This window comes from Aliiroseovarius sp. S253 (assembly GCF_049800855.1).
Lineage (GTDB): Bacteria > Pseudomonadota > Alphaproteobacteria > Rhodobacterales > Rhodobacteraceae > Aliiroseovarius.
Genome location: NZ_JBNAFW010000002.1, coordinates 170,624 through 195,095, shown reverse-complemented (window position 1 = coordinate 195,095; position 24,472 = coordinate 170,624). Strand labels below are relative to the sequence as shown.

General features: G+C 58.1%; 20 protein-coding genes. 10 read left to right on the top strand and 10 right to left on the bottom strand.

Features of this window, described 5'->3' with window-relative positions; translation table 11 throughout:
* Positions 1 to 89: 89 nt before the first annotated feature.
* The 10 genes from ACP15F_RS12420 to ACP15F_RS12375 all read right to left on the bottom strand — a co-directional run bounded on the left by ACP15F_RS12420 (position 90) and on the right by ACP15F_RS12375 (position 13,113).
* Positions 90 to 1,556: a protein adenylyltransferase SelO gene (locus tag ACP15F_RS12420; RefSeq protein WP_424941146.1), complete on the bottom strand. Its 1,467-nt coding sequence runs from the start codon at positions 1,554 to 1,556 to the stop codon at positions 90 to 92.
* 8 nt (positions 1,557 to 1,564) lie between these two features.
* A complete protein-coding gene (gene msrA / locus ACP15F_RS12415) occupies positions 1,565 to 2,068 on the bottom strand; it encodes a peptide-methionine (S)-S-oxide reductase MsrA (RefSeq protein ID WP_424941145.1) in 504 nt (167 codons plus the stop codon).
* Positions 2,065 to 2,511, bottom strand: a complete 447-nt coding sequence (msrB, locus tag ACP15F_RS12410; RefSeq protein ID WP_424941144.1) for a peptide-methionine (R)-S-oxide reductase MsrB — start codon at positions 2,509 to 2,511, stop codon at positions 2,065 to 2,067. Before msrB ends, msrA begins: the two co-directional genes overlap by 4 nt.
* A gap of 101 nt (positions 2,512 to 2,612) precedes the next feature.
* Positions 2,613 to 3,851: an NAD(P)/FAD-dependent oxidoreductase gene (locus ACP15F_RS12405; protein WP_424941143.1), complete on the bottom strand. Its 1,239-nt coding sequence runs from the start codon at positions 3,849 to 3,851 to the stop codon at positions 2,613 to 2,615.
* A gap of 24 nt (positions 3,852 to 3,875) precedes the next feature.
* Entirely contained in the window at positions 3,876 to 4,808 is a 933-nt protein-coding gene (locus ACP15F_RS12400) for a proline racemase family protein (protein ID WP_424941142.1), read from the bottom strand.
* Between the two features lie 6 nt (positions 4,809 to 4,814).
* A complete protein-coding gene (locus tag ACP15F_RS12395) occupies positions 4,815 to 5,177 on the bottom strand; it encodes a hypothetical protein (RefSeq protein WP_424941141.1) in 363 nt (120 codons plus the stop codon).
* A 176-nt stretch (positions 5,178 to 5,353) separates the two neighbouring features.
* The gene (locus ACP15F_RS12390) at positions 5,354 to 6,406 is read right to left on the bottom strand and encodes a hypothetical protein (RefSeq protein WP_424941140.1); all 1,053 of its coding nucleotides are present in this window, start codon (positions 6,404 to 6,406) and stop codon (positions 5,354 to 5,356) included.
* Positions 6,407 to 6,420: 14 nt separating this feature from the next.
* Entirely contained in the window at positions 6,421 to 9,873 is a 3,453-nt protein-coding gene (locus ACP15F_RS12385) for a D-Ala-D-Ala carboxypeptidase family metallohydrolase (protein WP_424941139.1), read from the bottom strand.
* A 20-nt stretch (positions 9,874 to 9,893) separates the two neighbouring features.
* Positions 9,894 to 12,080: a hypothetical protein gene (locus ACP15F_RS12380; RefSeq protein ID WP_424941138.1), complete on the bottom strand. Its 2,187-nt coding sequence runs from the start codon at positions 12,078 to 12,080 to the stop codon at positions 9,894 to 9,896.
* 160 nt (positions 12,081 to 12,240) lie between these two features.
* Positions 12,241 to 13,113, bottom strand: coding sequence for a MurR/RpiR family transcriptional regulator (locus tag ACP15F_RS12375; protein WP_424941137.1), 873 nt, complete (start codon positions 13,111 to 13,113; stop codon positions 12,241 to 12,243).
* A gap of 87 nt (positions 13,114 to 13,200) precedes the next feature.
* On the opposite strand from ACP15F_RS12375, the gene ACP15F_RS12370 reads away from it, so the two are divergent.
* From ACP15F_RS12370 to ACP15F_RS12325, 10 genes are all read left to right on the top strand, one after another.
* Positions 13,201 to 14,013, top strand: coding sequence for an N-formylglutamate amidohydrolase (locus ACP15F_RS12370; protein ID WP_424941136.1), 813 nt, complete (start codon positions 13,201 to 13,203; stop codon positions 14,011 to 14,013).
* An 8-nt stretch (positions 14,014 to 14,021) separates the two neighbouring features.
* A complete protein-coding gene (locus ACP15F_RS12365) occupies positions 14,022 to 14,594 on the top strand; it encodes a TRAP transporter small permease subunit (RefSeq protein WP_424941629.1) in 573 nt (190 codons plus the stop codon).
* The gene (locus tag ACP15F_RS12360; RefSeq protein WP_424941135.1) at positions 14,591 to 15,910 is read left to right on the top strand and encodes a TRAP transporter large permease; all 1,320 of its coding nucleotides are present in this window, start codon (positions 14,591 to 14,593) and stop codon (positions 15,908 to 15,910) included. Before ACP15F_RS12365 ends, ACP15F_RS12360 begins: the two co-directional genes overlap by 4 nt.
* A gap of 33 nt (positions 15,911 to 15,943) precedes the next feature.
* Positions 15,944 to 16,978 (top strand): TRAP transporter substrate-binding protein, encoded by a 1,035-nt coding sequence (locus ACP15F_RS12355; RefSeq protein WP_424941134.1) that lies wholly within the window; start codon positions 15,944 to 15,946, stop codon positions 16,976 to 16,978.
* Positions 16,979 to 17,032: 54 nt separating this feature from the next.
* Positions 17,033 to 18,382, top strand: a complete 1,350-nt coding sequence (locus tag ACP15F_RS12350; RefSeq protein ID WP_424941133.1) for a glutamine synthetase family protein — start codon at positions 17,033 to 17,035, stop codon at positions 18,380 to 18,382.
* 9 nt (positions 18,383 to 18,391) lie between these two features.
* A complete protein-coding gene (locus ACP15F_RS12345; RefSeq protein ID WP_424941132.1) occupies positions 18,392 to 19,774 on the top strand; it encodes an aldehyde dehydrogenase family protein in 1,383 nt (460 codons plus the stop codon).
* Entirely contained in the window at positions 19,771 to 20,916 is a 1,146-nt protein-coding gene (locus ACP15F_RS12340; protein WP_424941131.1) for an iron-containing alcohol dehydrogenase, read from the top strand. Before ACP15F_RS12345 ends, ACP15F_RS12340 begins: the two co-directional genes overlap by 4 nt.
* 4 nt (positions 20,917 to 20,920) lie before the next feature.
* Entirely contained in the window at positions 20,921 to 21,760 is an 840-nt protein-coding gene (locus tag ACP15F_RS12335) for an EamA family transporter (RefSeq protein ID WP_424941130.1), read from the top strand.
* A gap of 334 nt (positions 21,761 to 22,094) precedes the next feature.
* Positions 22,095 to 23,228 carry an extracellular solute-binding protein gene (locus ACP15F_RS12330; RefSeq protein ID WP_424941129.1) on the top strand — a complete coding sequence of 378 codons (1,134 nt, stop codon included), beginning with the start codon at positions 22,095 to 22,097 and terminating at the stop codon, positions 23,226 to 23,228.
* Between the two features lie 129 nt (positions 23,229 to 23,357).
* Entirely contained in the window at positions 23,358 to 24,470 is a 1,113-nt protein-coding gene (locus tag ACP15F_RS12325) for an ABC transporter ATP-binding protein (RefSeq protein WP_424941128.1), read from the top strand.
* Positions 24,471 to 24,472: the final 2 nt, after the last annotated feature.

The following is a 24,472-nucleotide window of genomic DNA, read 5'->3' as shown; positions in this document are numbered from 1 at the left end:
CCGTTCTGCCACAAGGCAAGCGCGGCGAAGCGATTGGGAATGGTCTATTGAGGGCGGGAAACCGACATTCTGAACAGCTTGGTACCCGGCTAGGTCCCGCAATAGGTCGTGTAGGGTCCAAACCCGTCAGGGGCGGGCAGGGTGTAGGCCTCGGCGCCTTGCTGTTCCACGAAGGGGGTGCTGAGAATTTTTAGCATCCGATCAAACGGTTCCATGTCACCGTCAGATGCAGCCGCCAAAGCCTCTTCCACCTTGTGGTTGCGCGGGATGTAGATCGGATTGACCGCGTCCATTGCTGCCACGCGCGTATCGCTTTCGCCGTCGTGTTTTAGCCGGTGTTGATAGCGCGCGATCCAGTCTACGGTGCCCTCAGCCTGCAATAGCCCGTCTAGCGCCGTCGCATCCCCATCCGCCACTCGCGAAAGTGCGCGGAAGGTGCGGGTGTAGTCGCTGCCGTCCTCTTGCATCAGGCTGTGCAGATCGTTCGCCAGAACCAGATCCTCGTCACGTGCGGTGAACAGGCCAAGCTTCTTGCGCATGCCAACCAGCCAGTGCTGCTGATACTGCGCAGGGAAGTCTTCCAGCACTTCCATCAGCTGTGAAATGGCCGCGTCTTGGTCATCAGGATTGATCAGCAAGACCAGCGTTTCCGCGAGCCGGGCAAGGTTCCAATGTGCCAGATTGGGTTGGTTTCCAAACGCATAGCGCCCTTGCCGGTCGATCGAGGAAAACACTGCGTCCGGGCTGTAGGCATCCAAGAAAGCGCAGGGGCCATAGTCAATCGTCTCGCCCGAGATGGTCATGTTGTCGGTGTTCATAACCCCGTGGACAAAGCCCACATGCACCCAGCTGGCGATCAGCGCAGCCTGACGGGCCTGCACTTGCCGGAACAGCTCAAGATACGGTGCGTCGGTGTCCGCGATTTCGGGGTAATGCCGCGCGATGGCGTAATCCGCCAGCTGCTTCACGCGCCCATGGTCGCCCCGCGCCGCAAAAAATTGGAACGTGCCGACCCGTAAGTGAGACGCAGCAACCCGCGCCAGCACAGCGCCCTGCTCAGGCCCATTGTTACGCAGCACCGTTTCGCCGGTGGTCGAGGCCGCAAGCGCGCGGGTGGTGGGGATGCCAAGGGCGTGCATCGCCTCGCCCAACAGGTATTCGCGCAAGACGGGGCCAAGCACGGCTTTGCCGTCGCCGCCACGCGAAAAGGGCGTCTTTCCCGAGCCTTTCAGGTGCAGATCGCGGCGGTTTCCGTTTCTGTCAATCAACTCGCCAATCAAGAGCGCGCGGCCATCGCCCAGTTGGGGCGAGAACCCCCCGAACTGGTGCCCGGCATAAGCCATCGCGACTGAACTGCCGCCGTCGGGAATGCGCATTCCTACCAGCTCTTGCGCGCCATCCGGGGTCATCAGGTGATCTGCATCCAAGCCAAGTTCGTCCGCCAAAGGGCGGTTCAGACGCAAGACCTTTGGGTCGGGCACTTGCGCGCCCTTCCAATCGACATAAAAGCCCTGAAGCTCGCGGACGAAGCTGTTGTCAAAATCTGGTTGGGTCATGCGTTGTCTTATTCAGCAGCGCGTTTGGGCAGGACCCAATCGGGGCGGGCGAAATGGCAGGTATAGCCATTGGGCAGACGCTCCAGGTAATCCTGATGCTCGGGTTCTGCGTCCCAGAAATCACCGGCGGCTTTCACCTCGGTCACGACTTTACCCGGCCAAATCCCGCTGGCATCGACATCTGCGATGGTGTCTAGCGCGATCGCTTTCTGGTCTTCCGACAGATAGTAGATGCCCGAGCGGTAGCTGGTGCCAAGGTCATTGCCCTGACGATTCACCGTGGTCGGATCGTGGATCTGAAAGAAAAACTCCAACAGCGTGCGATAGCTGATCTTGGCCGGATCAAACCAGATCTCGATTCCTTCGGCATGAGTGCCGTGGTTGCGATAGGTCGCGTTGGGAACGTCCCCGCCGGTGTATCCCACACGGGTCTTTTCCACGCCCGGCATCTTGCGGATCAAATCCTGCATGCCCCAGAAACAGCCACCGGCCAGAATTGCGCGTTCAGTCATTGGTTTCCCTCCACAAGGTCAAGATAGTCGCCATAGCCTTCGGCCTCCATCTGGTCTTTCGGCACAAAGCGCAGCGAGGCCGAGTTGATGCAATAGCGCATCCCGCCCATTTCGCGTGGGCCGTCAGGGAAGACGTGCCCCAGGTGACTATCGCCATGCTTGGACCGGACCTCGACCCGCTCCATTCCGAAGGTGCTGTCACGGTGTTCCGTCACATGGGCGGTTACGATCGGGGTCGAGAACGCAGGCCAGCCGCAGCCAGAATTGAACTTGGACGAGGACGAGAATAGCGGCTCGCCCGAGACGATATCCACATAGATCCCCGGTTCATAGTGCTTGTCATACTTGCCCGTGAACGCCCGCTCGGTCCCGTTTTCTTGAGTTACCCGGTATTCTTCCGGGGTCAGGCGTTCAATGGCATCTTGGGTCTTTTGATAGCGCATGTGTTCCTCCTGATGGTTAAGGCAAGGATATGGGGTGTTGGACGCTAAATGGAAGCGCCCCGTGGCGCACGTTGACGTGAGCGTTCTGTAACGATTGCTGTTCAGAACCGCGTCGGTGCGAACGCGTCCAGTCCCAGCCCCGGCGTTTCACCAAAGACGAGGGCCGCGATCAGCTCGGCCGTGCCAGCCGATTGCGTCAGACCCAGATGGCCGTGACCGAAGGCATAGAGCACCCGTGGATCCTTGGGTGAGGCACCGATCACCGGCAGGGTGTCGGGCAGGGACGGGCGGTATCCCATCCATTGCGTGCCGCCGTCAGTGTTCAGGCCAGGCATGAACGCCTTTGCTTTCTTCAGCAGGACATCCGCACGTTTGAAATTCGGAGGCAGCTTCAACCCGCCCAGCTCAACCGCGCCACCAATCCGCACGCCGCCATTGATCACCGAGGCCACGAAGCCGTGCTGGCTGAAGGTCAGATGGGTGCGCAGGTCAAACGCGCCTGGGGGTAGGGTGGTGTTATATCCACGCTCGGTCTCAAGCGGGATCTTGTCGCCCAGTAGACGTGCCAGATGATGCGACCACGCCCCGGCTGCTACGATCAGCTTCTGGGTTTCAATCGGCCCTTCATCCGTGTCGATCCGCACGCCGGTTTCCGTGGGTAGGATATTCTTGACCGACGTGATCTGGATCTCGCCCCCCGCGTCGCGCAGCGCCTGCGCCACAGTTTCGGTCCACAGTTTCGGGTCCACGGTGTTGAACCAATTGGGGGTAAATGCCCCGTGGGTAAAACGGGGGTGCAGACCCGGCTGGTATTCGGCAATTGCCTCGGGGCTGGTCAGGTGGATGGCGTCAAAGCCGTGTTCTTTCTTCAAAGCCCATGCGGGCAGGGTGCTGCGATAGGCTTTCTCGCCCTCATACAGTGCCATTTGGCCTTTGCGCTGGATCAGATCGTCGCGTCTGATATGTGCCACCTGACGTTCAAACGCAGCCTTCGCCACGTGCATCAATTCGGCCTGTGCTTTCATCGAGCCTTCGTAGCGATCGCGCCAACTGGCCCGCCATAACCGTATCATCCACGGCGCGATCTGTACTGCATAGGCTGGCGGGACCGACAGTGGCCCCAAGGGGTCCAACAGCCATTTAGGGGCTTGCTTCATGATGCCGGGTTTGGCCAGCGGCTCGATTTCCTGAAACGCAAAAGCACCCGCATTCCCGGCCGAGGTCTCACCCGCGACGCCCTTGCGGTCCAGAACGCGCACCTTCTGGCCGCGGCGGGCAAGCTCTAGCCCGATGCTGACGCCGATGATCCCGGCACCGATGATTGTGATTTCGTCAGACATCTTGGACCTTGTGTGAAACGTGGGTCAGGTGCGGATACCATTCCTGAAAGGATCGGCGGCGTCAAAGATCAATCGACCTTCCGCCATGATAAAAGCTTGGCCCGTGATCGAGGGGATGACGCCCCCGTTCGGTCCCGGCGTACAGGACAGACGATAGGGGCTACCAATGACGCTTTCTTGCGTGATCTCTTCACCGAATGCCAGCCGACCGTCTGCGATCAGACAGGCCAAGCGGGCCGAGCTTCCCGTCCCGCAAGGCGAGCGGTCATAGGCATCATCCGGGCAGAGCACGAAGTTGCGGCTGTGCATGTCTGGATTGGGCGAGGCGTCTTGGAAGATCACGTGATCAATCGGCTCGCCCCCTCCGCCGCCGATGCCCTGCGCGTTGGCCGTGTCACGGATGGCGATGGCCGCATCGGTCAAGGCGCGGATGTTGCCGGGATCGACTGGTAGGGGCGAGGGATCAAGGATGAAGAACCAGTTTCCGCCATAGGCGACGTCCCCGGTCACTTTCCCAAGCCCCGGTACATCGACAGTTACACCTGCGTGCACGCGGCGGCTTTCGATATTGGTAACGGTGACGGTGTTGGGGTCGGACAGCAGTACCTCGACCACGCCAACAGGCGTTTCGATCCGATGGGTGCCCAGTCCGATCCGCCCAAGGTGATACAGCGTCACGGCCAGCCCGATCGTGCCATGTCCGCACATGCCAATCACCGCGCCCGCGTCGAAGTAAATCACACCGGTGACGCACGTGGGGTCCACCGGCTCGACCAGCAGCGCGCCAACCATGGCGGGCTGGCCGCGTGGTTCCAGCATAACGGACAGATAGAAATCTTCGTGGTCATCTGCCAGCGTCTGGGCGCGCTGGGCCAAGGGGCCGGAACCTAGATCAGGGCCGCCGTTCAAGATGACGCGCGTGGGTTCGCCACCCGTGTGGCTATCGACAATGTCCATGACAGTTCATTCCAGACTATGGGTATTAACTAGAAGGTGGCAGATTGGCGCTTTATCTCGAAACTCCGCCAGCCCGGCCGCGCCCATGTTCTGCGCAAAAAACGCATGGGCGGCGGCCGGTGCTGGGTTAAGAGCATCGAAGTCACCTTCGACGCGCAGACACGCATTTAAGGTGCGCTCAACACCTTCCATCACTGGTGCATCTTTGAAACTATTTTGCCGTGCCGAAGGGGTGGGTGGCACAGCGCATTCTCGTTTATGGATTGATATATTGCTCGTGTTGGCACATGTGCCAATCGGTCCTTTGACCACCAAGTGATGCTGGATCAAAGGGGTGAGCTCTCCATTGATTGAAATGTCCTGTTTCATCGACGACTTTTCGAAAGAAGGCCGGCTGTCCGCGAGTGGTGAATCCAGCCTAGTGTATTTTGGATCCAAAAATCTAGAAGAAAAATTGCGACGTGAGGTAAGCACAAGTCAAAGTTGACGACGGTGCAATTTACCATGTGGCGGTGCTGGATTTCAGAGGGTCAGATTTGCTTTCGTTAGCCTCCAAACCCCGCCAGATTTCCGAACGATCCAATCGCTCCGGTCAAAATCGGGGACACGATGGCAATGATCGCTTTCAGCGCGTCCAAGGTTGCGATGCGTTGGATGTCGAAGCCAGCGACGTCTTCTGCCAGTTCGTGTTGGCCGGCAGCGTCAACCGCATCATGGAAGGCATCAATACGCACTTTCAGGAACAGGCTGACTGGCAGATAATACGACAAGATCAGCACCGAATAGGTCACGCCGCGATAGATCGACAAAGAACTGACCAGTTCGGCATGAGCTTTGCGCATGTCGTCATTCAGGATCGCGTCACCTGGCCAAGACATCCACGACAGCATCAATACCATTCCAGTCGTCAGCAAAATGCCCGAGCAATAGAGATAGCGTTGCGTGGCCTCCTGCGCGGATTTCAGAATGCGTGCTTCCGCTTCAAGGTCGGGATGTGCTGACAAGCCGACGCTTGCCGGTCTGGACAGGGCCAGCACCATTCCGGCAATGACGGCCCCCGCCGACAGAGACGTCAGGATATTGACCCGATCCAAAAGGTACTCCATCGCGAAATAGGCACCTTGCTGGTCGCACCCATTCGGCAGGCTGCCTTCGGCGTCACAGCCCGGCAACTGGGCGGGGATCATCAACGCATGATACAGGTTATCCCCCAAAAGGGCTTGGCTCTCGAACCCTGCGGGCATCCAGTCCGGCTCGAACGTCGAGAAGCTGAGCGATACGGCGATCACCACCAAAATGCCCACCAACGTGGTTAGGATCGACCGCCTTGTGTGGCGCGAGTAAAGCTCGAACACGAAGATCGCCGTGACCGAGATTGTCGCCCCACCGAAGAAAAAAACCGCTGCCAAAAAACGATAGCGCGCGCTGAGTTCGATCAGCTGGGATTGGTCTTTGAGCTCCAACCCCTCAAGATGAACCGACGTGTCCCCAAACGTGCCAAGCAGATACTCGGCCATGATCAGAACACCCACTGGCAGAAGCATGATCAGCAGGTATCGCGGATCAATTTGCAGCTTGGCTATGTCCGTCGCGCGCATCGTCAAATTCCCCATCAACCCAGATCAATGTCGGCGATTAGCGACTGGCGCGAATCCGCCAGCTTGTCGCGTACGATGTCGCGAATATCTGCATAGATATCGGGGCTGAGTGTCAGCTTCTGGGCAGACAGCCAATACTCCAACTCGTTCTTGCCCCAAGTCACGAACAGCACATTTTGCTTGCGATCCTTGAAGGTGAAGTTGAACGCACCCAAAGCCAAGCTGATGACACTGCCTGCGGCCTCGGCGCTGCCGATCTGGAAATTGCCTCCGGTCGAGGATGAGGTCTCAAAGTCGAAGAGCTTGATCTTGCCATCGTCCTGCGTCAGCCCGCGAAGCGCGTCGATTGCGCTTTGCACGATGCGAAACTGGTTTCCCGTTGCGACCTGCGCCAGCGTGGCCAGAATGACCTGATCAAAGCTGCCATTGCCTTTCATTTTCTGGCTGGCCTCGACGGGCGCTGCCTCGCGGCTCCATCCCAGAACGCTGAGCAACTCCATGTATTTCACGAACCATGCCTCGCGTTCCTTTACAGGATCAAACGCCGCATCGGCTGCGCGCTGGGCGAATAGGGTAGACAGCAGCACGTCCTCTTTCTGCTGCGGGGTCAGGTTCTCGACAAACGAGATCACGCTCGATGCATTTACCGCCGACTGAAGCGCCTGCTGTGCGGTTGCGCTGGTCGTATCCGGATCAAACTGGCCCGCTGATCGTGTGGTGGGTTCGGCGAAAGCTGACGGCGCGAAGTCTCCCGGCGCGGACCGTGTCTTGGCGAGAATGGTAGAAATCAGCGTCGCAATCCGGTCCGCCAACTCGGGGATCTTGTCCGGTATCCGATCTGGAATACGATCCGGTATCCGAGATGTCTGAGGTTTCTCGGGTTTGGGAGGCTTGGAGGGGGCTCCCGGTTTGTGCGGCAGAAGTGGCGATTTACTTGGCAGCGCACTATCCCGGAACGCATGCGGCCACGTGGCGTTGTTGCCGCGTGTGTCTATATGGGTGAAGCTGTTGTAGCGACCAACACCCCCTGTAAAGAAACCTTCTTTGTCGCGAAGCCAACGCAGGGCAGTTGCGACTTTGGGTGCGTCCATTCCCGATACTTTGAAGTCCAGCGCCCGGAACGCCATATGCTGGCTGGAGGTCGCACCGCCAATACATTTGTTATACGCAGGCGCACGGTAGGCGTTGGTGATCGCAATCGGTTTGCCCAGCCGGTCACGCAGATGGTCAATGACCTGCGCGGTCTTGGCAATGTTGTTCCACAGATTGCGCGGAGGGTAGCGGTTCTTGCCCTGACATGCCCCGCCGGGGGTACTGTGTCCGCCACCCAGAACAAGAAACTCGTCGGTCGAAAAATTCCTCAGACCCAGCGAACGGATGAAGGCGTCGAACTTTGCATAGTCCGGCCAGTTTAGAGCGGCAGTTGTGTCGCGAAACCCAGCGCCGCGCGCTTTGGCGTCAAGGATCGCGCGGACTTCGTCGTCTGGAATTTGGTCGTTCTCATCGCCTTCTTCATCCTCGGCGCTGGCGTGGATGTGACCACCAACTGAAGTGGTGCGCCCGCCGCGTGTCGGCAGCAGCGTAAAGGGCCGATCTGTGACGAAGTTCGGCTCTTTCAGCAGAGTTTCGAACAGTTGCGGTGTTTGGCTGTCGCTGTTGATCTTGGCGTCAATTGCGGTGCGGAAGGAACGATAGTCCCCTTTGAACGCACCATCTGCCCAGACCTCCAAAAGCGCGCCGGTGAAGGCACCGTTCCGGGGACCGTCCATCGCATACTGTGTGTCCTTGCAAGCCCCAAGGTTCAGGACCGAGGCTTGGATCGGGCTGGACAATGGCGAGGTCATCACGCTTTCTTTGAGCGCGCTATAAGACTTCGACGCCTCGCGATACGCCGCTTCATTCGCGCGCCACACACGCTCTTCGATATACAGGGGCATCGCCCGTACATTCGGGTTTGGTGACATCGGACGCCCAAACAGGGTCGTTGGCGCGCCGGGGCTAAACCGGATCATCGACCCTGAATGGCAGGTGTCCGGCACGACCAGTACACGCACGCCCGCGCTGAACTTGGTCCAAAGCATGTAAAGTTCGTCATCGGCGATTTGAAAATCGAAAAGACAAAGGGTCTCGTCCATCTTTTCGTCGCCGTCGTGGTCTTCGTCCTGATTGAAGTCAGGTACCCGCCCTCCGTGGCCCGAGACGGTGAACAGGAACATGTCGCCTGCTTTCAGTCCGGCCGCTGCACGTTCGATTTCATCGACCACGTTTTGCCGCGTGGCGTCGGCGGTCAGAAGCCGCGTGGGAGTGAACCCCTCGGCCTCGGCCAAGGCTTCCATATCCAATGCGTCGGCCTCGCAGGCCGCTAGCTTACCGTCCCAACCGTTGTAATGGGCCGGGTCCACCGTGTTCAGCCCCACATGCAGGGACATTCCCTTGGGTGTGCCACCCGCGATGACGGGCGTTGGATGAATATCCGCCTCGAGATCGCTGGCCAAACCAAACGGCCCGCTAACGATCGGGGCGGGGCTGATACGATCAGCTTCGATCCTTTTGATCTCTTTCTGGAACTTCTTTGCAACCTCGGCATAGCCCGTGTTGTCGGGGTGAAGCTCGTCATGCCAGTGCTTGTCTTTGATCAGGCCACGGCAGTCGATATAGGTTGCGTTCGGCACAGACCGTGCCAGCCGCCGTAAACGACGATTGAAGGCGTCCATCATCTCGACCGCAATGGCACGCTGTAGCTTCTTATCGAGGATCTCTTGCTCTTCCATGGGCGCACCCAGCCAGCGGCCCCCATCCGGGATCGGATAATCATAGCCGTGGCACAGAATGCTGACATGCGGGAATTCCTGCTGTACGTCCCGGAACATGCGCCCATAGTTGTGGATCGCATCGTCCAACAAAGTTTGGAAGGACGGCAGAAGATAGTCAGCGGGTTTGAGCGCCGGGTCGAATTTTTCAAGATGCGAGGCAAGTGCCCCACCCGCGACCAGATCATTACCGCCGCCGGACAACAGAAGGATCTCGCCTTTCTGTTCTTCTAAGGCTTTCAGGTACTCTTGCTTGTCCGCCATTCTTTTCAAAAGATCACCGGCAGCCCCCAGCGAAAACACTGCGTAGGGCTTCATCAAATAATCAATGGTGTCGTGTAACCGCACCGGGTATTGGAACCAGCTGTCCCCTTCAGACACGATAATCGGCCCCGTATATCCGGCACCGATCTTTTCCTTGAATTTGCCTTGCCGTTTTGTACGCGAAGCCCAGTTGAAAAAATTCATGGCTGCCGCAGTGCGCGCCCTTGCATCTGGGCCTTCCGGAATCTCGACCGTTTTCGGGTTCAGTTCAAACATCGGGTTGAACGCCCCAGAGTTCTCTTCATCCAAGATGAAGTATTTGGCCAAGTCCTCTTCCGCGACGTTGGGATCCGCCATTTGGGACATAAGCTGTTCGACTGAGATTTTGGCCATCGGTCTTCTCCTTTGTCAGGTCACGTGTTTCTGATTCCTCTGATGCACTCGAAAATACTGTTGGTGATGGTTGGGTCGGCATTCAGGTCGCTCTGCTGAATGCGCTCAAGATCGTGTTTTTGGTTGAGGATGCGGTTCAGGCGAAAGATCGCGCCGCTGGCGACCGCCGCGTCGTTTTCTACAAGGCTGGCCATGCCCAGAAAGGGCCGCGCTTTCAGATATGCGCCAGCATCCGGCGTATCCGTGCCGCGCGGCAGGGGATAGCGATCTTCGAACGCGTTCGAGACCAGATGCAAAACGGATTTGCCATAGGCGCCGAAGCAGACGCGGTCTTCCAGTTCCTCTGTCGGGATGTAAATGCGCGCGGGCACGTCGTCGGCGGCACGCAGGACCGGTTTAACGACTGGACCACGCGCCCGGCTTTTGCTGTGGCGTGCTGCATCCAGCGTTCCGTTCATCTGCGTTATCCGGGGCAGCAGGACGTTTTGTGCGCGGGGCAGGCCGATGGCCGGATGTACCAGATGCATTGTGTCGAACCATGTCTCGCGGAAATCCACGCCGGGGCGGGAAAACGGGGGCGGCATGTCGGGCTTCAGCAGCGACAGCATCTCGTGCACCATTAGCACGCCCGCGCCCTCGGCCACGATATGCAACTCGCAGCCGGTCTGTTCTTTCAGATCGAGGAGGCTGTGCAGGAAATCCCCGACCACGCCGGTATCGGAATAGCTGCGGTCAAGATGACGTTCGAACGGCAGCTCGCCGGTGCCTTTCAGCGCGCGCATGGCGCTCATCTCGATATCCCGCCAGAAGGCGCGCCCAACACCGCGTACGCGGTTTTCGATCAGCTCGTCCAGATGTTCGGCGGTTTCTCCGGCTTGCTCTGTGCAGCTGTCAAAAAGGGTCTCCAGAACCTCCAGCGACTTCTCGACAAAGCTGTTGCACCAGAAAACCGTATAGGGATACAGCCCCATCGCCTTGATCGCATTCTTGCGCGCGGCGGCAGCAGAAAAGGCAGGTTTGATGCCCTCCAGACTGCCGGGGATCCAAACCAGTAGTCCGCGATATTTATTGGGATCGTCCGGCGCGGCCTTGGGGTCGAGCTTGGGGGCAAGGTGGGCTTGGGTGCGGGACCAGCCATCCTTGAACGACGGGTAAGACCCGGTCGAAACATGATAGCCATCGTCAAGATGCATGTAATGCCCGACCAATTCAAAACAGGGGGTCGAGCCTGACCGGATCTTGCCAATCACACCTTTTGTGCCTTTCTCGCCAACCGAGGCTCCGAATGCAGCAGGAGCAGGGACGCCCAAACGCAGCACCCAGCCGTCTATGACGTTGCGCGCCCAATCGTCATAGCTCCACAACCCGATTCCGGCCTGTCCCTGATAGCCGCCCCATTCAGGACCCCACGAGTTCAACACATGAAAGCCGTGTTCGTCATAGCCGGTCAGCACAAAGGCATGGGTTCCCAACTTGCCCTGTTCAGGAGGCCATCCAATCACACCGCTGTTGCCTTGCGTGGCTTGAAGCCAGCCGTCATGGATATTCGCGCTGACCAAAACGGCCTGCGCGTCATTCAAGGCGGCATGAAAATGGTTCAGAACCGAAGCGAGCCGGAAATACGCGCCCAAACCAATGTCGCGCGCGTGCCGTGCTTGCGCCACGCTGGTGAAACGCCGCGCCGCGTCCGGCCCGTCATTCAGATAGCACTTGCTTTGCCATCTTGTGTCATCAGGCGGGAGAGTGGCAAAGGGCCAGTCCAGACAGGCTCCGTGGTGGTAAAATCCCTTGATGGCCGAGCGCAGGGTCAAAACCCCTTCGCGCTCGTCGACCTTCATCGCCTCGAGCGTTGGATAGCGGTCATGGAAGTATGCCATGCGATACAGCATGTCCGCGCTGGTGATGTCCTTCCCATTTGTCGCGCCGCCCTGTGGTTGCTCACCCCGTTCGGCCCGTTGCAGGTGGCGCTGAATGTCGATCAAGTTGGCAAGCGCAAACCCGACACACCGCCCAGATGTCCCTTGATGTCGAACTGTGAAAATCGGATGCCGCAAACCTGCATTGTCAGGTGCGGTCAGCAACTGAGGGTCAATCGACAAGGCGTGCTTGAGGATGGCCAAGTTCGGCACATAGGTCTGATCCCTCAGATCAACCCAATCTGCACGGACCCCATTTTTCTTTACTATTTTGGCATCAATTTCGGACATGCGCACCCGCGGCCCAAATCGGAATTTGCAATTAAATTTAGAAGGCTATTGCCGTCACTCTATCACAAAGCGGGTGCTTCTCAAAATTGGGGCAGGTGGTGGCACGCAGGAAATAGAGCTGCGCTTGGTTGGTTGCGCTGTATCCGAAAGTCGTAAAGTTCTAGTTTGAACTACTGCTTTGTCCAAATTTGCGAAACAATTTGGTGCGATCAAACGCCTCTTCCAACGCATCTGTTCTGGCTTTCACATCATCCCAAAGGCGTTCCTGAACCTCGGCCACGGCGCATTCCAGCAAGACCAGAATCGCAGCCATTGAATCCCACGCGGATGGGACAGCGATACGCGCGCTGAAGGTGTGGCGTGCCAGTCGGTGAATGGGCGAGCGCCATTGGTCAGTGAACAGCACAATCTCAGCCTCGCGTTCATGGCAGAGCTGTCCGATCACCAGCGTTGTGTTCTCATAGCGGCGTACATCCAGAGCGATCAGAACGTCACCCTTACGAATGTCCAAAAGCTCGTGCGTCCACGATGCCGAGAAAGGCAGAAGCCGCACGTCTGGCCGGATCATCTGGAGGTGTAAATAGAAGTACTGCGCTAGCGTGCCGGTGATGCGGCCCCCGGCAATGAAGATGCGGCGGCTGGGATCACATAGCAGCTTGCACAAACCGTCGAACTCGTCTGGGTCAACCTCGTCCAGACTGCGCCGCTGGTTTTCAAGCGCTTGTCGTGAATACCGGTTCAGCATGTGCTCTTCCGGCAGATCGGTCTTCCACACGTCACGCTTTGCAACGGGGTCCGAGATCATCTCTTTCAACTCTCGCCGCAGGGCGGCCTGGAACTGCGGATAGCCTTTGAACCCGGTTTTCTGCAATAGCCGCGCGACCGTGGTGGTGGACACCGACGCGTTCGCGGCCAGTTCGGTGATGCTGCCAAGCCCGGATAAGGGATAGTCGTCCAGAAGCACGTTCAAAAGCTGACGCTCGGATGGGGTCATATCCTCACGGTGTTGTAAAAGCTGATCGGTTACGCGCACGTGGCAACATCCTTTGCTGTGAATTTAGTCATTCTGTCAAAAAACTGACATGAAAATCAAGGGTGGTAAAATCACTACGGAAAAATATTGACACAGCGAATGAAGCTGTGGAACTTTTTCCAGATGGAATCGCAGTCTTTGAAACCTGCTTTCGGTCCAGCGGTGCATGTGGACCAGATGGGCGATGCGCCCTCGGTGATCGTGGTGTGTGAGCACGCCTCGAACCGGGTGCCTGCACATCTTGATGGGCTTGGTTTAAAAGACGAGACCCTGACCCGTCACATCGCTTGGGATCCCGGAGCATTGCCCGTCGCTCAAGGGCTGTCACAGCAGTTAGGTGCCGTGCTGGTACATGGCGGGATCTCGCGGCTGGTTTATGATTGTAACCGCCCTCCAGACGCGCCGGACGCAATCCCCGAGCGTAGCGAAGTGTTTGAGATACCCGGAAATACGGCTCTCAGCGACGCCGCGCGAGATGCGCGGATTGCCCAAGTCTATCGCCCGTTTTCAAGCATGCTGACAGAGCAAATCGGAGTTCATCGTGCGCATCTCAGAATGATGGTCACGGTTCACAGCTTCACCCCAATCTTTCGCGATCAGATGCGGGCGGTGCAGATCGGTATCTTACACGGAGACGACGACCGTCTGGCGCAGGCCATGATGCAGTCTATCCCCGCTGATCTGGATATGAACGTCCAATTGAACGAACCCTATTCCGCCGCGGATGGTGTGGCGCACACCTTGAACCGACATGCGGTTCCGTATGGACTTCCGAATGTGATGATCGAGATCCGAAATGACTTGATCGAGTCCACCGCTCAGCAAGCGAACATTGCCCAAGTGCTGGCGCATTGGGTCACCACGGCCGAGGCCGCTATGAGCGAAAGGAACAACATGTGACTGCGTTCATGAGAGGATATGTGCGCGTTGTTGACGCCGTGAACTATCGCATCGGACGGGTGATGATGTGGGGGCTATTTGTGATGATGGGGATCCTGTTGTGGTCCTCGATCTCGAAGACGTTTTTCGTGCCATCACTTTGGACGCTCGAAATGGCCCAGTTCGCGATGGTGACATACTACATCATGGGTGGGCCGTACTCGCTCCAGATGGGGTCGAATGTTCGGATGGACCTGTTTTACCACAATTGGAACGACCGCAAGAAAGCTTGGTTCGATGCGTTCACAGTCTTCTTCCTGTTGATCTATCTGAGCGTTCTGATCTGGGGCGGTGTGGGATCGACGGCCTATTCGCTGGGCTATTGGGGCGACGCGCCATTTTCCTATTTCTGGGGGCTGATCACGGGGGCCGAGGAGGTTGGGCGACTTGAGCGATCCTCGACTGCGTGGCGTCCTTACGCTTGGCCCATCAAATCCATCATGGTCATCGGCTTCTTCCTGATGCTGCTTCAGGCCATTTCCGAACTGTTCAAAGACATCGCCCGCATCCGCGGCAACGAGATTGGTGTGAAACGCGTATGAGCCAAGAATATATCGCCATTTTCATGTTCGCATCGATGATGCTGATGCTGTTCACTGGACAGCGGGTGTTTGGCGCGATCGGGGCTGTGGGTGCTATTGCTGCGCTTGCCCTCTGGGGCGTCGGCGGACAGGACATTCCGTTCTCGGCCGCAATGAAGCTGATGAAATGGTATCCGCTTCTAACCCTGCCGATGTTCATCTTCATGGGATATGTCCTAAGCGAGAGCCGTCTGGCAGACGACCTGTACCGCATGTTCCACGTCTGGATGGGCCCCGTGAACGGAGGCCTCGCCATCGGCACGATCGGCCTGATGGTCTTGGTGTCCGCCATGAATGGCCTCAGCGTTGCGGGCATGGCCATTGGGGCCACCATCGCGCTGCCGGAATTGCTGCGCCGGGGTTATGACAAGATCATGGTCACGGGGGTGATTCAGGCGGGGTCCAGTCTGGGGATCCTAGTGCCGCCCTCGGTCGTCTTGGTGCTGTACGCCATGATCGCGCGCCAACCCGTTGGGCAGCTATGGCTGGCGGGTGTGTTGCCCGGCCTGATGATGGCGTCGCTGTTCATCATTTACATCTGGCTGCGCTGCAAAATCCAACCGCATCTTGGCCCCGCGATGGAGGACGCGCATCAGGTTTCGCGCGCCGAGAAGATCCGCCTGCTGGGCGCAGGCATCCTGCCATTGGCAATCTTCGCTGCGATGATGGTTCCCTTCGTGAACGGCTGGACTTCGCTGGTGGAAAGCTCGGCCATTGGGGCGCTGACCGCTCTGTTCGCCTCGGTCGCCAAGCGCCGCATGACGTGGCACATATTCGAGACCTGCACCAAGCAGACGCTGCTGATTTCCTGCATGTTCATGTGGATCATTTTGGCAGCGCTTGGCTTCGGTGCTGTCTTTGACGGGCTGGGCGCGGTCAAGGCCATCGACAACCTGTTTACCGAACAGCTTGGGCTGAATCCGTGGGTCATTTTGATCCTGATGCAGCTAAGCTTTATCATCATGGGCACGTTTCTGGACGATACCGCGATGCTGGTCATCGTGGCGCCGCTTTACGTGCCTTTGGTCAAAGTGCTGGGCTTCGACCTGATCTGGTATGGGGTGCTCTACACGATCACCACCCAGATCGCGTATATGACGCCGCCCTTTGGCTATAACCTGTTTCTTATGAGGGCCATGGCACCGCCAGAAATTGGGCTGGGGGACATTTACCGTTCGATCGTGCCATTCGTCCTTATCATGGTCATTGCCTTGGCAATCATCATGACCTTCCCCCAAATCGCTCTTTGGCTGCCCAATTATGTGTACGGAAAATAACGATAATAAAAACAACCAACTAGGAGAGAGAAGATGACGACAAGACGTAAGTTTTTAACCACCGCCGGGGTCGGCATGGCCGCGGCTCCTTTGGCGACACCCGCGCTTGCGCAAAGCACGATCAAGTGGCGCATGCAGACCTATGCGGGTCCAGCGCTTGCTGCTCACGTGATCGATCCGGCGATCGAGATGTTCAACAAGATCGCTGGTGACCGCATGCAGATCGAACTGTTCTATGCCGATCAGCTGGTCCCGACGGGCGAGCTGTTCCGCGCCATGCAGAAGGGCACGATTGATGCGGTCCAGTCGGATGATGACTCGATGGCGTCGCCTACGGATGTGACGGTCTTTGGCGGCTACTTCCCCTTCGCTTCGCGCTATTCTCTGGATGTGCCGGTGCTGTTCAACCAGTACGGCCTGAACGAGATCTGGGACGAGGAATACTCGGCCGTTGGCATCAAGCACGTCAGCGCCGGATCGTGGGACCCATGCCACTTTGCCACCAAGGATCCGATCAACTCGCTTGCAGACCTGAAAGGCAAGCGCGTCTTCACCTTCCCGACCGCAGGTCGCTTCCTGTCGCAGTTCGGCGTGGTCCCGGTGACACTGCCTTGGGAAGACATCGAGGTCGCCGTTCAAACCGGCGAGCTGGATGGCGTTGCTTGGTCAGGCATCACGGAAGACTACACCGTTGGGTGGGCCGATGTGACCGACTATTTCCTGACCAACAACATCTCGGGCGCATGGGCCGGGTCGTTCTTCACCAACTTGGATCGTTGGAACGAACTGCCGGAGGATCTGCAAACCTTGTTCCGCGTCTGCTGTGATCAGTCGCACTATTATCGCCAGTGGTGGTATTGGGGCGGTGAGGCCAGCCTGCGCGTCAACGGCGACAAGATGAAGCTGACTACCATCCCGGACGAGGAATGGGCACAGGTCGAAGAAGCCGCCGTCGCCTTCTGGGACGAGATCGCTGCAGAAAGCCCGACCAAAGCAAAAGTGGTCGAGATCTTCCGCAAGTATAACGCCGACATGCAGAAGGCTGGACGGCCTTACCGCTACGGTTAATGATACCGCGTGGGGCGGCACCTGCCGCCCCCGCTTTTCTTGAAAGAGGCAGTTATGACACTCGACGATCTGAAAGCCCAATTTGCCGAAGGCAGCGTTGATACCGTTCTGGTATGTCTGGTCGACATGCAGGGGCGCCTGATGGGCAAACGGTTCCATGCGGGCCATTTCGTGGCCGGAGCCTATGAAGAAACCCATTGCTGTAATTACTTGCTGGCCACTGATCTCGAGATGGGCACGCCGGAAGGCTATGCCTCGACCTCGTGGGAAAGTGGGTATGGCGATTATGTCATGAAGCCCGACCTGTCGACCCTGCGCCCGGTGCCGTGGCTTGAAGGCACGGTGATGGTGATGTGCGATGTTCTGGATCACCATACCCATGCGGATGTTCCGCACTCCCCGCGTGCGATCCTGAAACGTCAGGTGGCGCGTCTGGCTGAACTGGGCTTTGACGCGATGACCGCGACCGAACTGGAATTCTTCCTGTTCGAGAAAAGCTTTGACGAGATTAGCAAAGGCGGATTCCGCGATCTGACCCCGATCAGTGGCTACAACGAAGATTACCACATCCTTCAGACCACCAAGGAAGAACACGTGATGCGGCCGATCCGCAATCATCTGTGGAACGCCGGGCTGCCAATTGAAAATTCAAAGGGCGAAGCCGAAACCGGTCAGGAAGAACTGAACATCAAATATGCCCCCGCGATGGACAATGCCGAGTTCCACTCGATCGCCAAACACGCGGTGAAGGAAATCGCGTGGCAGCAAGGCCATGCCGCGACCTTCCTTCCCAAGTGGCATCACGACAAGGTGGGATCGTCCAGCCATGTGCATCAGTCGCTTTGGAAAGACGGTGCGAATGCGTTCTTTGACCCTGATGATGCGCTGGGCATGTCGGATCTGATGAAATCCTATATGGCGGGGCTTTTGAAATACGCGCCGGATTACACCTATTTCATGGCGCCCTATATCAACTCGTATAAGCGCTTTATGAAGGGCACCTTTGCGCCCACGCGGATCATCTGGTCGGTGGACAACCGCACGGCGGGGTTCCGTCTGTGCGGAGAAGGCACCAAAGCGGTGCGCGTGGAATGCCGTATCCCTGGATCGGACATGAACCCCTATCTGGCCATAGCCGGAATGCTGGCGGCAGGTATTGCTGGCATTGAAGAAGGGTTGGAGCTTCAAGCCCCGACCACGGGCGATGTCTATCAGGGGGAAACCGGCATGATCCCGGGTAATCTGTCCGCTGCGCGTGATGCGCTGCATGGGTCAAAGATGCTGCGGGCCGCGATGGGGGACGACGTGGTCGACCACTATACCCGCGCCGCCGAAGTCGAAATCGAAGAATTCGAACGCGTCGTGACCGATTGGGAAATCGCACGCGGGTTCGAGAGGGCTTAAGGAACTACAATGTCACAGCTATTGAAATGCATCTCGCCGATCGACGGATCGGTGTTTGCTGAACGAGAGGTGTTGTCGCTTGAGGCAGCACGTGAAGTGGTGTCGCACGCGCGGACTGCTCAGGCAGATTGGGCCACCCGTCCGCTGCAAGAGCGGATCGACCTGGTAATGGCAGGTGTGGCCGCCGTTGGCGCAATGAATGACGAGATCGTGCCGGAACTGGCCCAGATGATGGGCCGCCCGGTGCGCTATGGCGGAGAGTTCGGCGGGTTCAATGAGCGCGCCAGCCACATGGCGTCGATCGCGGCAGACAGTCTGGCCGATATCGAGGTGGGCGAGGATGCGACCTTCAAGCGCTACATCAAGCGCGTGCCGCATGGCGTGGTCTTCGTCGTGGCGCCGTGGAACTATCCCTACATGACCGCGATCAACACCGTCGCGCCTGCGCTGATTGCCGGGAACACGGTGGTTCTGAAACACGCGACGCAGACTTTGTTGGTGGGCGAGCGGATGGCGGCAGCGTTTGCGTCTGCGGGCGTGCCCGCGGATGTGTTCCAGAATGTCTTCCTGTCCCATGACGTGACCAATGATCTGATCGCGGGTAATGCGTTCGACTTCGTGAACTTCACGGGATCCGTTGGCGGCGGTCAGGCGATGGAACGCGCGGCGGCGGGCACGTTTACCGGCGTGGGCACCGAGCTGGGCGGCAAAGATCCGGGCTATGTCATGGAAGATGCCGATCTGGACGCGGCAGTCGACACGTTGATCGATGGCGCAATGTTCAACGCCGGCCAGTGTTGCTGTGGGATCGAACGGATTTACGTGCATGATAGCCTGTATGACGACTTCGTCGCCAAGGCGGTCGAGATCGTGAAGGGCTATAAGCTGGGCAATCCGCTGGACCCGGAAACCACGCTAGGTCCGATGGCCAATGTGCGATTTGCAGACGAAGTGCGGGCGCAGATTTCCGAGGCGCTGGCTGATGGTGCTGTGGCCCACATCGACACCTTCGCCGAGGATGATGGCGGCGCCTATCTGACGCCCCAGATCCTGACCAACATCACCCACGACATGCGGGTGATGCGGGATGAAAGCTTTGGCCCAGTGGTGGGGATCATGAAGGTCTCGTCCGATGATGAAGCCATCGCGCTGATGAATGACAGCGAGTTCGGTCTTACGGCGAGCTTGTGGACCAGCGATGTGGATCGTGCCGCTCGCGTTGGGGATCAGGTCGAAACGGGGACAGTTTTCATGAACCGTGCGGACTATCTTGATCCTGGCCTGTGCTGGACCGGCTGCAAAAACACTGGGCGCGGAGGGGGGCTGTCCGTGATCGGCTTCCACAACCTGACACGCCCGAAATCCTACCATCTGAAGAAGGTGACATCATGAGCCTTGTTGGAAACTGGTCCTATCCGACCGCTATGAAATTCGGCGCAGGCCGCATCAAGGAACTGCCCGAGGCCTGTGCGCAGGCGGGCATGAAGCGCCCACTTTTGGTGACGGATAAGGGGCTTGCTGATCTGCCAATCACCAAGACGACGCTGGATATCATGGATGCCGCCGGTCTGGGCCGTGGCATGTTCAGCAACGTGGACCCGAACCCGTCCGAGATCAACCTGCATGCTGGTGTCGAAGCCTATAAGGCGGGCGACCATGATGGCGTGATTGCGTTTGGTGGTGGCTCGGGGCTGGATCTGGGCAAGATGGTTGCGTTCTTCGCAGGCCAAACCCGCCCGATCTGGGATTTCGAAGATATTGGCGATTGGTGGACCCGCGCAGATGCGGATGCGATTGCGCCGATCATCGCGGTGCCGACCACGGCGGGGACGGGCTCGGAAGTGGGTCGTGCCTCGATCATTACGAATTCCGAGACGCATGAGAAGAAGATCATCTTCCACCCCAAGGTTCTGCCCGCGGTCGTGATTGCCGACCCAGAACTGACCATGGGCATGCCCAAGTTCATCACCGCAGGCACCGGTCTGGATGCCTTCGCGCATTGTGTCGAGGCGTTCTCGTCCCCACATTACCACCCGATGTCGCAGGGCATCGCGCTGGAAGGGATGCGGTTGGTCATCGACTATCTGCCGCGCGCCTATGCGGATGGCACCGACCTCGAGGCACGGGCGCATCTTATGTCCGCTGCCGCAATGGGCGCGACCGCGTTCCAAAAAGGATTGGGCGCGATCCATGCACTTTCCCACCCGGTCGGCGCGATCTTCAACACGCACCACGGCACGACCAATGCGGTGTGTATGCCAGCGGTGTTGGAGTTCAATGCGGACGAGATCGCCGAGCGCTTTGACCGCGCAACGGGTTATCTGGGCATCGATGGTGGCTTCATAGGCTTCCAACGCTTCGTTCAAGACTTCAATGACAGCTTCGAAATCCCGCGCAAACTGTCCGAGATGGGCGTGTCGGCCGATCAGATGGATGCTCTTGTAGAAGGGGCCATCAAGGATCCCAGCTGTGGCGGCAACCCGGTCGAACTGACACGCGAAAACCTGCGCCAACTGTTTGAAGATGTGATCTGACCTTATGACCACGGGCATCGTCCTGATCATCCTGTCGGCGGCGCTGTTGCACGCCACATGGAACACCATCGTGAAAACGGCGGGGGATCGGACGGCCACGTTGGGTCTGGTGGCGCTGGGCCAAGTGATCCCCGGCTTGGCCATGGTGGCGGTGCTGCCATGGCCCTCAGCCGAAAGCTGGCCGTACCTGATTGCGTCGACGGTGATCCACTTTGGCTATTTCTACATGCTGGGTCAGGCCTATAAGCACGGAGACCTTAGCGTCGTTTACCCCATCGCGCGTGGCATTGTGCCAGCGCTAGTGTCGCTGTGGGCCATGCTGTTCGTGGGCGAGATACTGCCCGCACAAGCATGGTACGGCATCGCCTTGATCGCGGTCGCCATTCAGATTTCAAGCTGGGCGGCCCTGCGCCACGGGGTCGGTCGGGCGGCGCTGTTCTTTGCCCTTGGAACGGGGTTTTGCATCTCGGGCTATTCGCTGGTGGATGGGGTCGGCGTGCGGCTGTCGGGCAATACGCTTTCCTATTGGGCGTGGCATTCGGTGCTGCATATTTTCATCGTGGGTTTTATCGCCTTGCGACGGGGAAACGCGATCCGCGCATTGTCCCGGCGCACGTGGATGATCGGCATTCTGGGGGGCATGGTATCGATGGCTGCCTATGGTCTTGTGCTTTATGCCAAAAACTTCGCGCCGCTTGGCGCGGTGTCGGCATTGCGAGAAACTTCGGTCATCTTCGCGGCGTTGATTGGCTTCGTCTTCTTGGGTGAAGGCAATTGGCGTCGCCGTCTGCTGGCTGCGGTCCTGATGGCAGGGGGGGTTGCCCTTATTGGCCTTTCGATCTGACAGGGATTCGAAACCAGTGGGGTCTAAGTTGTTGACACATACCCCTTTCAGGTCGTTCACTTCCTAAGGTGGCCGAGGAGTCGGTCCAGTGAAATCAAGTGCCGGGGTGCTGATGTATCCAGATTGCACTTGGATCTTTAGAGACTTGAAAACAAAGGGGGAATATTAAATAGAGTGCCCGGTTTGTTGCGAATACCTGGTCGAAAAGCGACCAGAAGCCAAGTTGGCGCATCTCAACTGGACCGAACAAGCGATAAAAGCTGGCGCTATTGGTGTGCTGGATAATGAAAAAAACTATCGCAAGACAAAAACTAAAAACCAACGGGAGAATACAATGACAACAGAGAACAAGTTCAGTCGTCGTTCTGTGCTGAAAGGCGCAACCACGATGGGTGCCGCCGCGCTTGCGACGCCGCTTTACGTGAAGAACGCGCTGGCGTCCTCGGGTGAGATCAACATCCTGATGTGGTCCGACTATCTGCCGCCCGAGTTCATCGCGGGCTTCGAGGCCGAGACCGGCATCAAGGTGAACTACACCGGTATCGGGTCGAACGAAGAAATCATCAACAAGATGAAAGCGACCAAAGGCCAGGGCTTCGACATCGTGTCGCCCACCAACAACCGTTCGCTGCAGTGGGAGCCGCTTGAGCTTCTGAAGCCTTTCGATCTGTCGAAGGTGAACATCGATGCTGTGAACCCGGCGATGGCCAAGATCGGCACCGATGCCTGGAACTTCGCAGGTGGCGGCGCACACTGGTTGCCGCATATCTGGGGCACCGAAGGTATCGCCTATCGTACCGACAAATGGCTGCCAGCGGGTGATGCACCCAGCTATGGCGATGTCTGGTCGGAAGAAAACGCTGGCAAGACCATGGGCCGTGCACACTCGATGATGTTGGGCGCTGGTCTGTACATGGAAGCGTCGGGCGAGATGGAGCCGGGCTCGGTCTGGGCTGCCTATAACGACGAAGACACCATGCGCAAAGTATGGGGTCAGATCGCTGATTGGTGTATCGCACGCAAGTCGCGCATCAAGCTGATCTGGAACGACGCTGACACCCAGAAGAACGGTCTTCTGAACGAAGGCGTTGTGGTTGGTCAGACTTGGGATGGTCCGCCGCTTGCCCTGAAATCGGCAGGCGAGCCGGTGCACTATCAAGCTCCGGTCGAAGGTGCGATGGCATGGGTCGACGGTATGTCGATGCCGGTTGGCGCAACCAATGATGAGCAAGTCTATGCCTTCATTGAATACGCTTACCGTCAGCAGCCTGCAGGCGTTGCGATTGACAGCCACGGCTATAACTCGCCGGTGCTGGGTGCCGACACCTATTCGGGCGACACCTACAAGAAGAACTTCTCGGAAGCCTATCCGGGAGACAGCCTGGCCAACCTGAACCCCTGGCCTGCTGAAGCGCCTTGGTACGCCGATGTGCGTACCGAGTTCGTCAACAAGTTCAAGAGCGCCTAAGCGACTTGAAATCTGCGCGTCCCCATCACCGGATGGGGGCGCCACACCAAACACTGACTGAAACGTCTGGAAACACAGTCGCACGCCTGAGATCAGCGCGTGAGCGACCCGTTTATGGGGAGAGACCATATGAGTGCCGGAGTAGGCGTCGATCTTGAAAACCTCTGGATCCGCTTTGGAGATTTCGTCGCGGTGCGCGACGCGAATGTGCACATCAAAGGGGGCGACTTCTTCTCGTTCCTAGGACCGTCGGGCTGTGGCAAGACCACGATCCTGCGCGCCGTTTCGGGCTTTCTTGAGCCCAGCGAAGGCAATGTGCTGATCGGCGGAAACAACATGCAGGGTATCGGGCCGAACAAGCGCCCAACCGCGCTGATTTTCCAGAACCTTGCGTTGTTCCCCCTTATGAAAGTCTGGGAAAACATCACCTTCTCGATGGAGATCGCAGGTGCATCTGCCCGCGATCGTCGCAAACGCGCGGACGAGCTTTTGGACATGATCGCGCTGCCCGGTCAGGGCGACAAGCTGCCCAGCGAATTGTCGGGCGGTCAGCGTCAGCGTGTGGCAATTGCCCGCGCGCTTTGCGCTGAACCGGACGTGCTGCTGCTGGACGAACCGCTGTCTGCATTGGACCTGAAGCTACGCCAACATATGCGCACCGAGCTTCGCGAAATTCAGAAGCGCGTTGGCATTACCTTCATCTACATCACGCATGACCAAGGCGAAGCGTTGACCATGTCGGACGACATCGCAGTGATGCGCGCAGGTGTGATTGACCAGATCGCGGATGGCAAAACCATCTATAACGATCCGGCGACTGCCTTTGCAGCCAGTTTCGTGGGTGAAAATAACGTCTTCCGCGGGAAGGTGCTTGAGGTAAGGGGCAACCAAGCTCTGATCCGCACCAACCGGTCGGGCGATCTTCTATCCCGCATCTCGACCGCCAACCAAGGCATAATGAAAGCGGGTGACGATGCGATGATGTTCATCCGTCCCGAAGCGCTTTCGTTGGCCCCAACCGGGACGCAAGGCGATCATTTTGTGACCGCGAAGGTCAATCATGAAGAATTCGAAGGCAACACCTTCAACATCTTCATGGAAGGTGACGGCGGTAAAGAGCTGAAGGTCGCAATCCCCAACCATGGTCAGTCGTTTGAGGATCACTCGGGCCAAGACATGACGCTGGAGTACGAGGTCAACAACGCCGTTGCTGTCCCCGCCGGCGAATTGGCCGCGGAATAAGG

Bases quoted from the DNA above. Each gene is read 5' to 3' on its own strand.
- ACP15F_RS12420 (WP_424941146.1), bottom strand. From the start codon at position 1,556: ATGACCCAACCAGATTTTGACAACAGCTTCGTCCGCGAGCTTCAGGGC.
- msrA (WP_424941145.1), bottom strand. From the start codon at position 2,068: ATGACTGAACGCGCAATTCTGGCCGGTGGCTGTTTCTGGGGCATGCAG.
- msrB (WP_424941144.1), bottom strand. From the start codon at position 2,511: ATGCGCTATCAAAAGACCCAAGATGCCATTGAACGCCTGACCCCGGAA.
- ACP15F_RS12405 (WP_424941143.1), bottom strand. From the start codon at position 3,851: ATGTCTGACGAAATCACAATCATCGGTGCCGGGATCATCGGCGTCAGC.
- ACP15F_RS12400 (WP_424941142.1), bottom strand. From the start codon at position 4,808: ATGGACATTGTCGATAGCCACACGGGTGGCGAACCCACGCGCGTCATC.
- ACP15F_RS12395 (WP_424941141.1), bottom strand. From the start codon at position 5,177: ATGAAACAGGACATTTCAATCAATGGAGAGCTCACCCCTTTGATCCAG.
- ACP15F_RS12390 (WP_424941140.1), bottom strand. From the start codon at position 6,406: ATGCGCGCGACGGACATAGCCAAGCTGCAAATTGATCCGCGATACCTG.
- ACP15F_RS12385 (WP_424941139.1), bottom strand. From the start codon at position 9,873: ATGGCCAAAATCTCAGTCGAACAGCTTATGTCCCAAATGGCGGATCCC.
- ACP15F_RS12380 (WP_424941138.1), bottom strand. From the start codon at position 12,080: ATGTCCGAAATTGATGCCAAAATAGTAAAGAAAAATGGGGTCCGTGCA.
- ACP15F_RS12365 (WP_424941629.1), top strand. From the start codon at position 14,022: ATGAGAGGATATGTGCGCGTTGTTGACGCCGTGAACTATCGCATCGGA.
- ACP15F_RS12360 (WP_424941135.1), top strand. From the start codon at position 14,591: ATGAGCCAAGAATATATCGCCATTTTCATGTTCGCATCGATGATGCTG.
- ACP15F_RS12355 (WP_424941134.1), top strand. From the start codon at position 15,944: ATGACGACAAGACGTAAGTTTTTAACCACCGCCGGGGTCGGCATGGCC.
- ACP15F_RS12350 (WP_424941133.1), top strand. From the start codon at position 17,033: ATGACACTCGACGATCTGAAAGCCCAATTTGCCGAAGGCAGCGTTGAT.
- ACP15F_RS12345 (WP_424941132.1), top strand. From the start codon at position 18,392: ATGTCACAGCTATTGAAATGCATCTCGCCGATCGACGGATCGGTGTTT.
- ACP15F_RS12340 (WP_424941131.1), top strand. From the start codon at position 19,771: ATGAGCCTTGTTGGAAACTGGTCCTATCCGACCGCTATGAAATTCGGC.
- ACP15F_RS12335 (WP_424941130.1), top strand. From the start codon at position 20,921: ATGACCACGGGCATCGTCCTGATCATCCTGTCGGCGGCGCTGTTGCAC.
- ACP15F_RS12330 (WP_424941129.1), top strand. From the start codon at position 22,095: ATGACAACAGAGAACAAGTTCAGTCGTCGTTCTGTGCTGAAAGGCGCA.
- ACP15F_RS12325 (WP_424941128.1), top strand. From the start codon at position 23,358: ATGAGTGCCGGAGTAGGCGTCGATCTTGAAAACCTCTGGATCCGCTTT.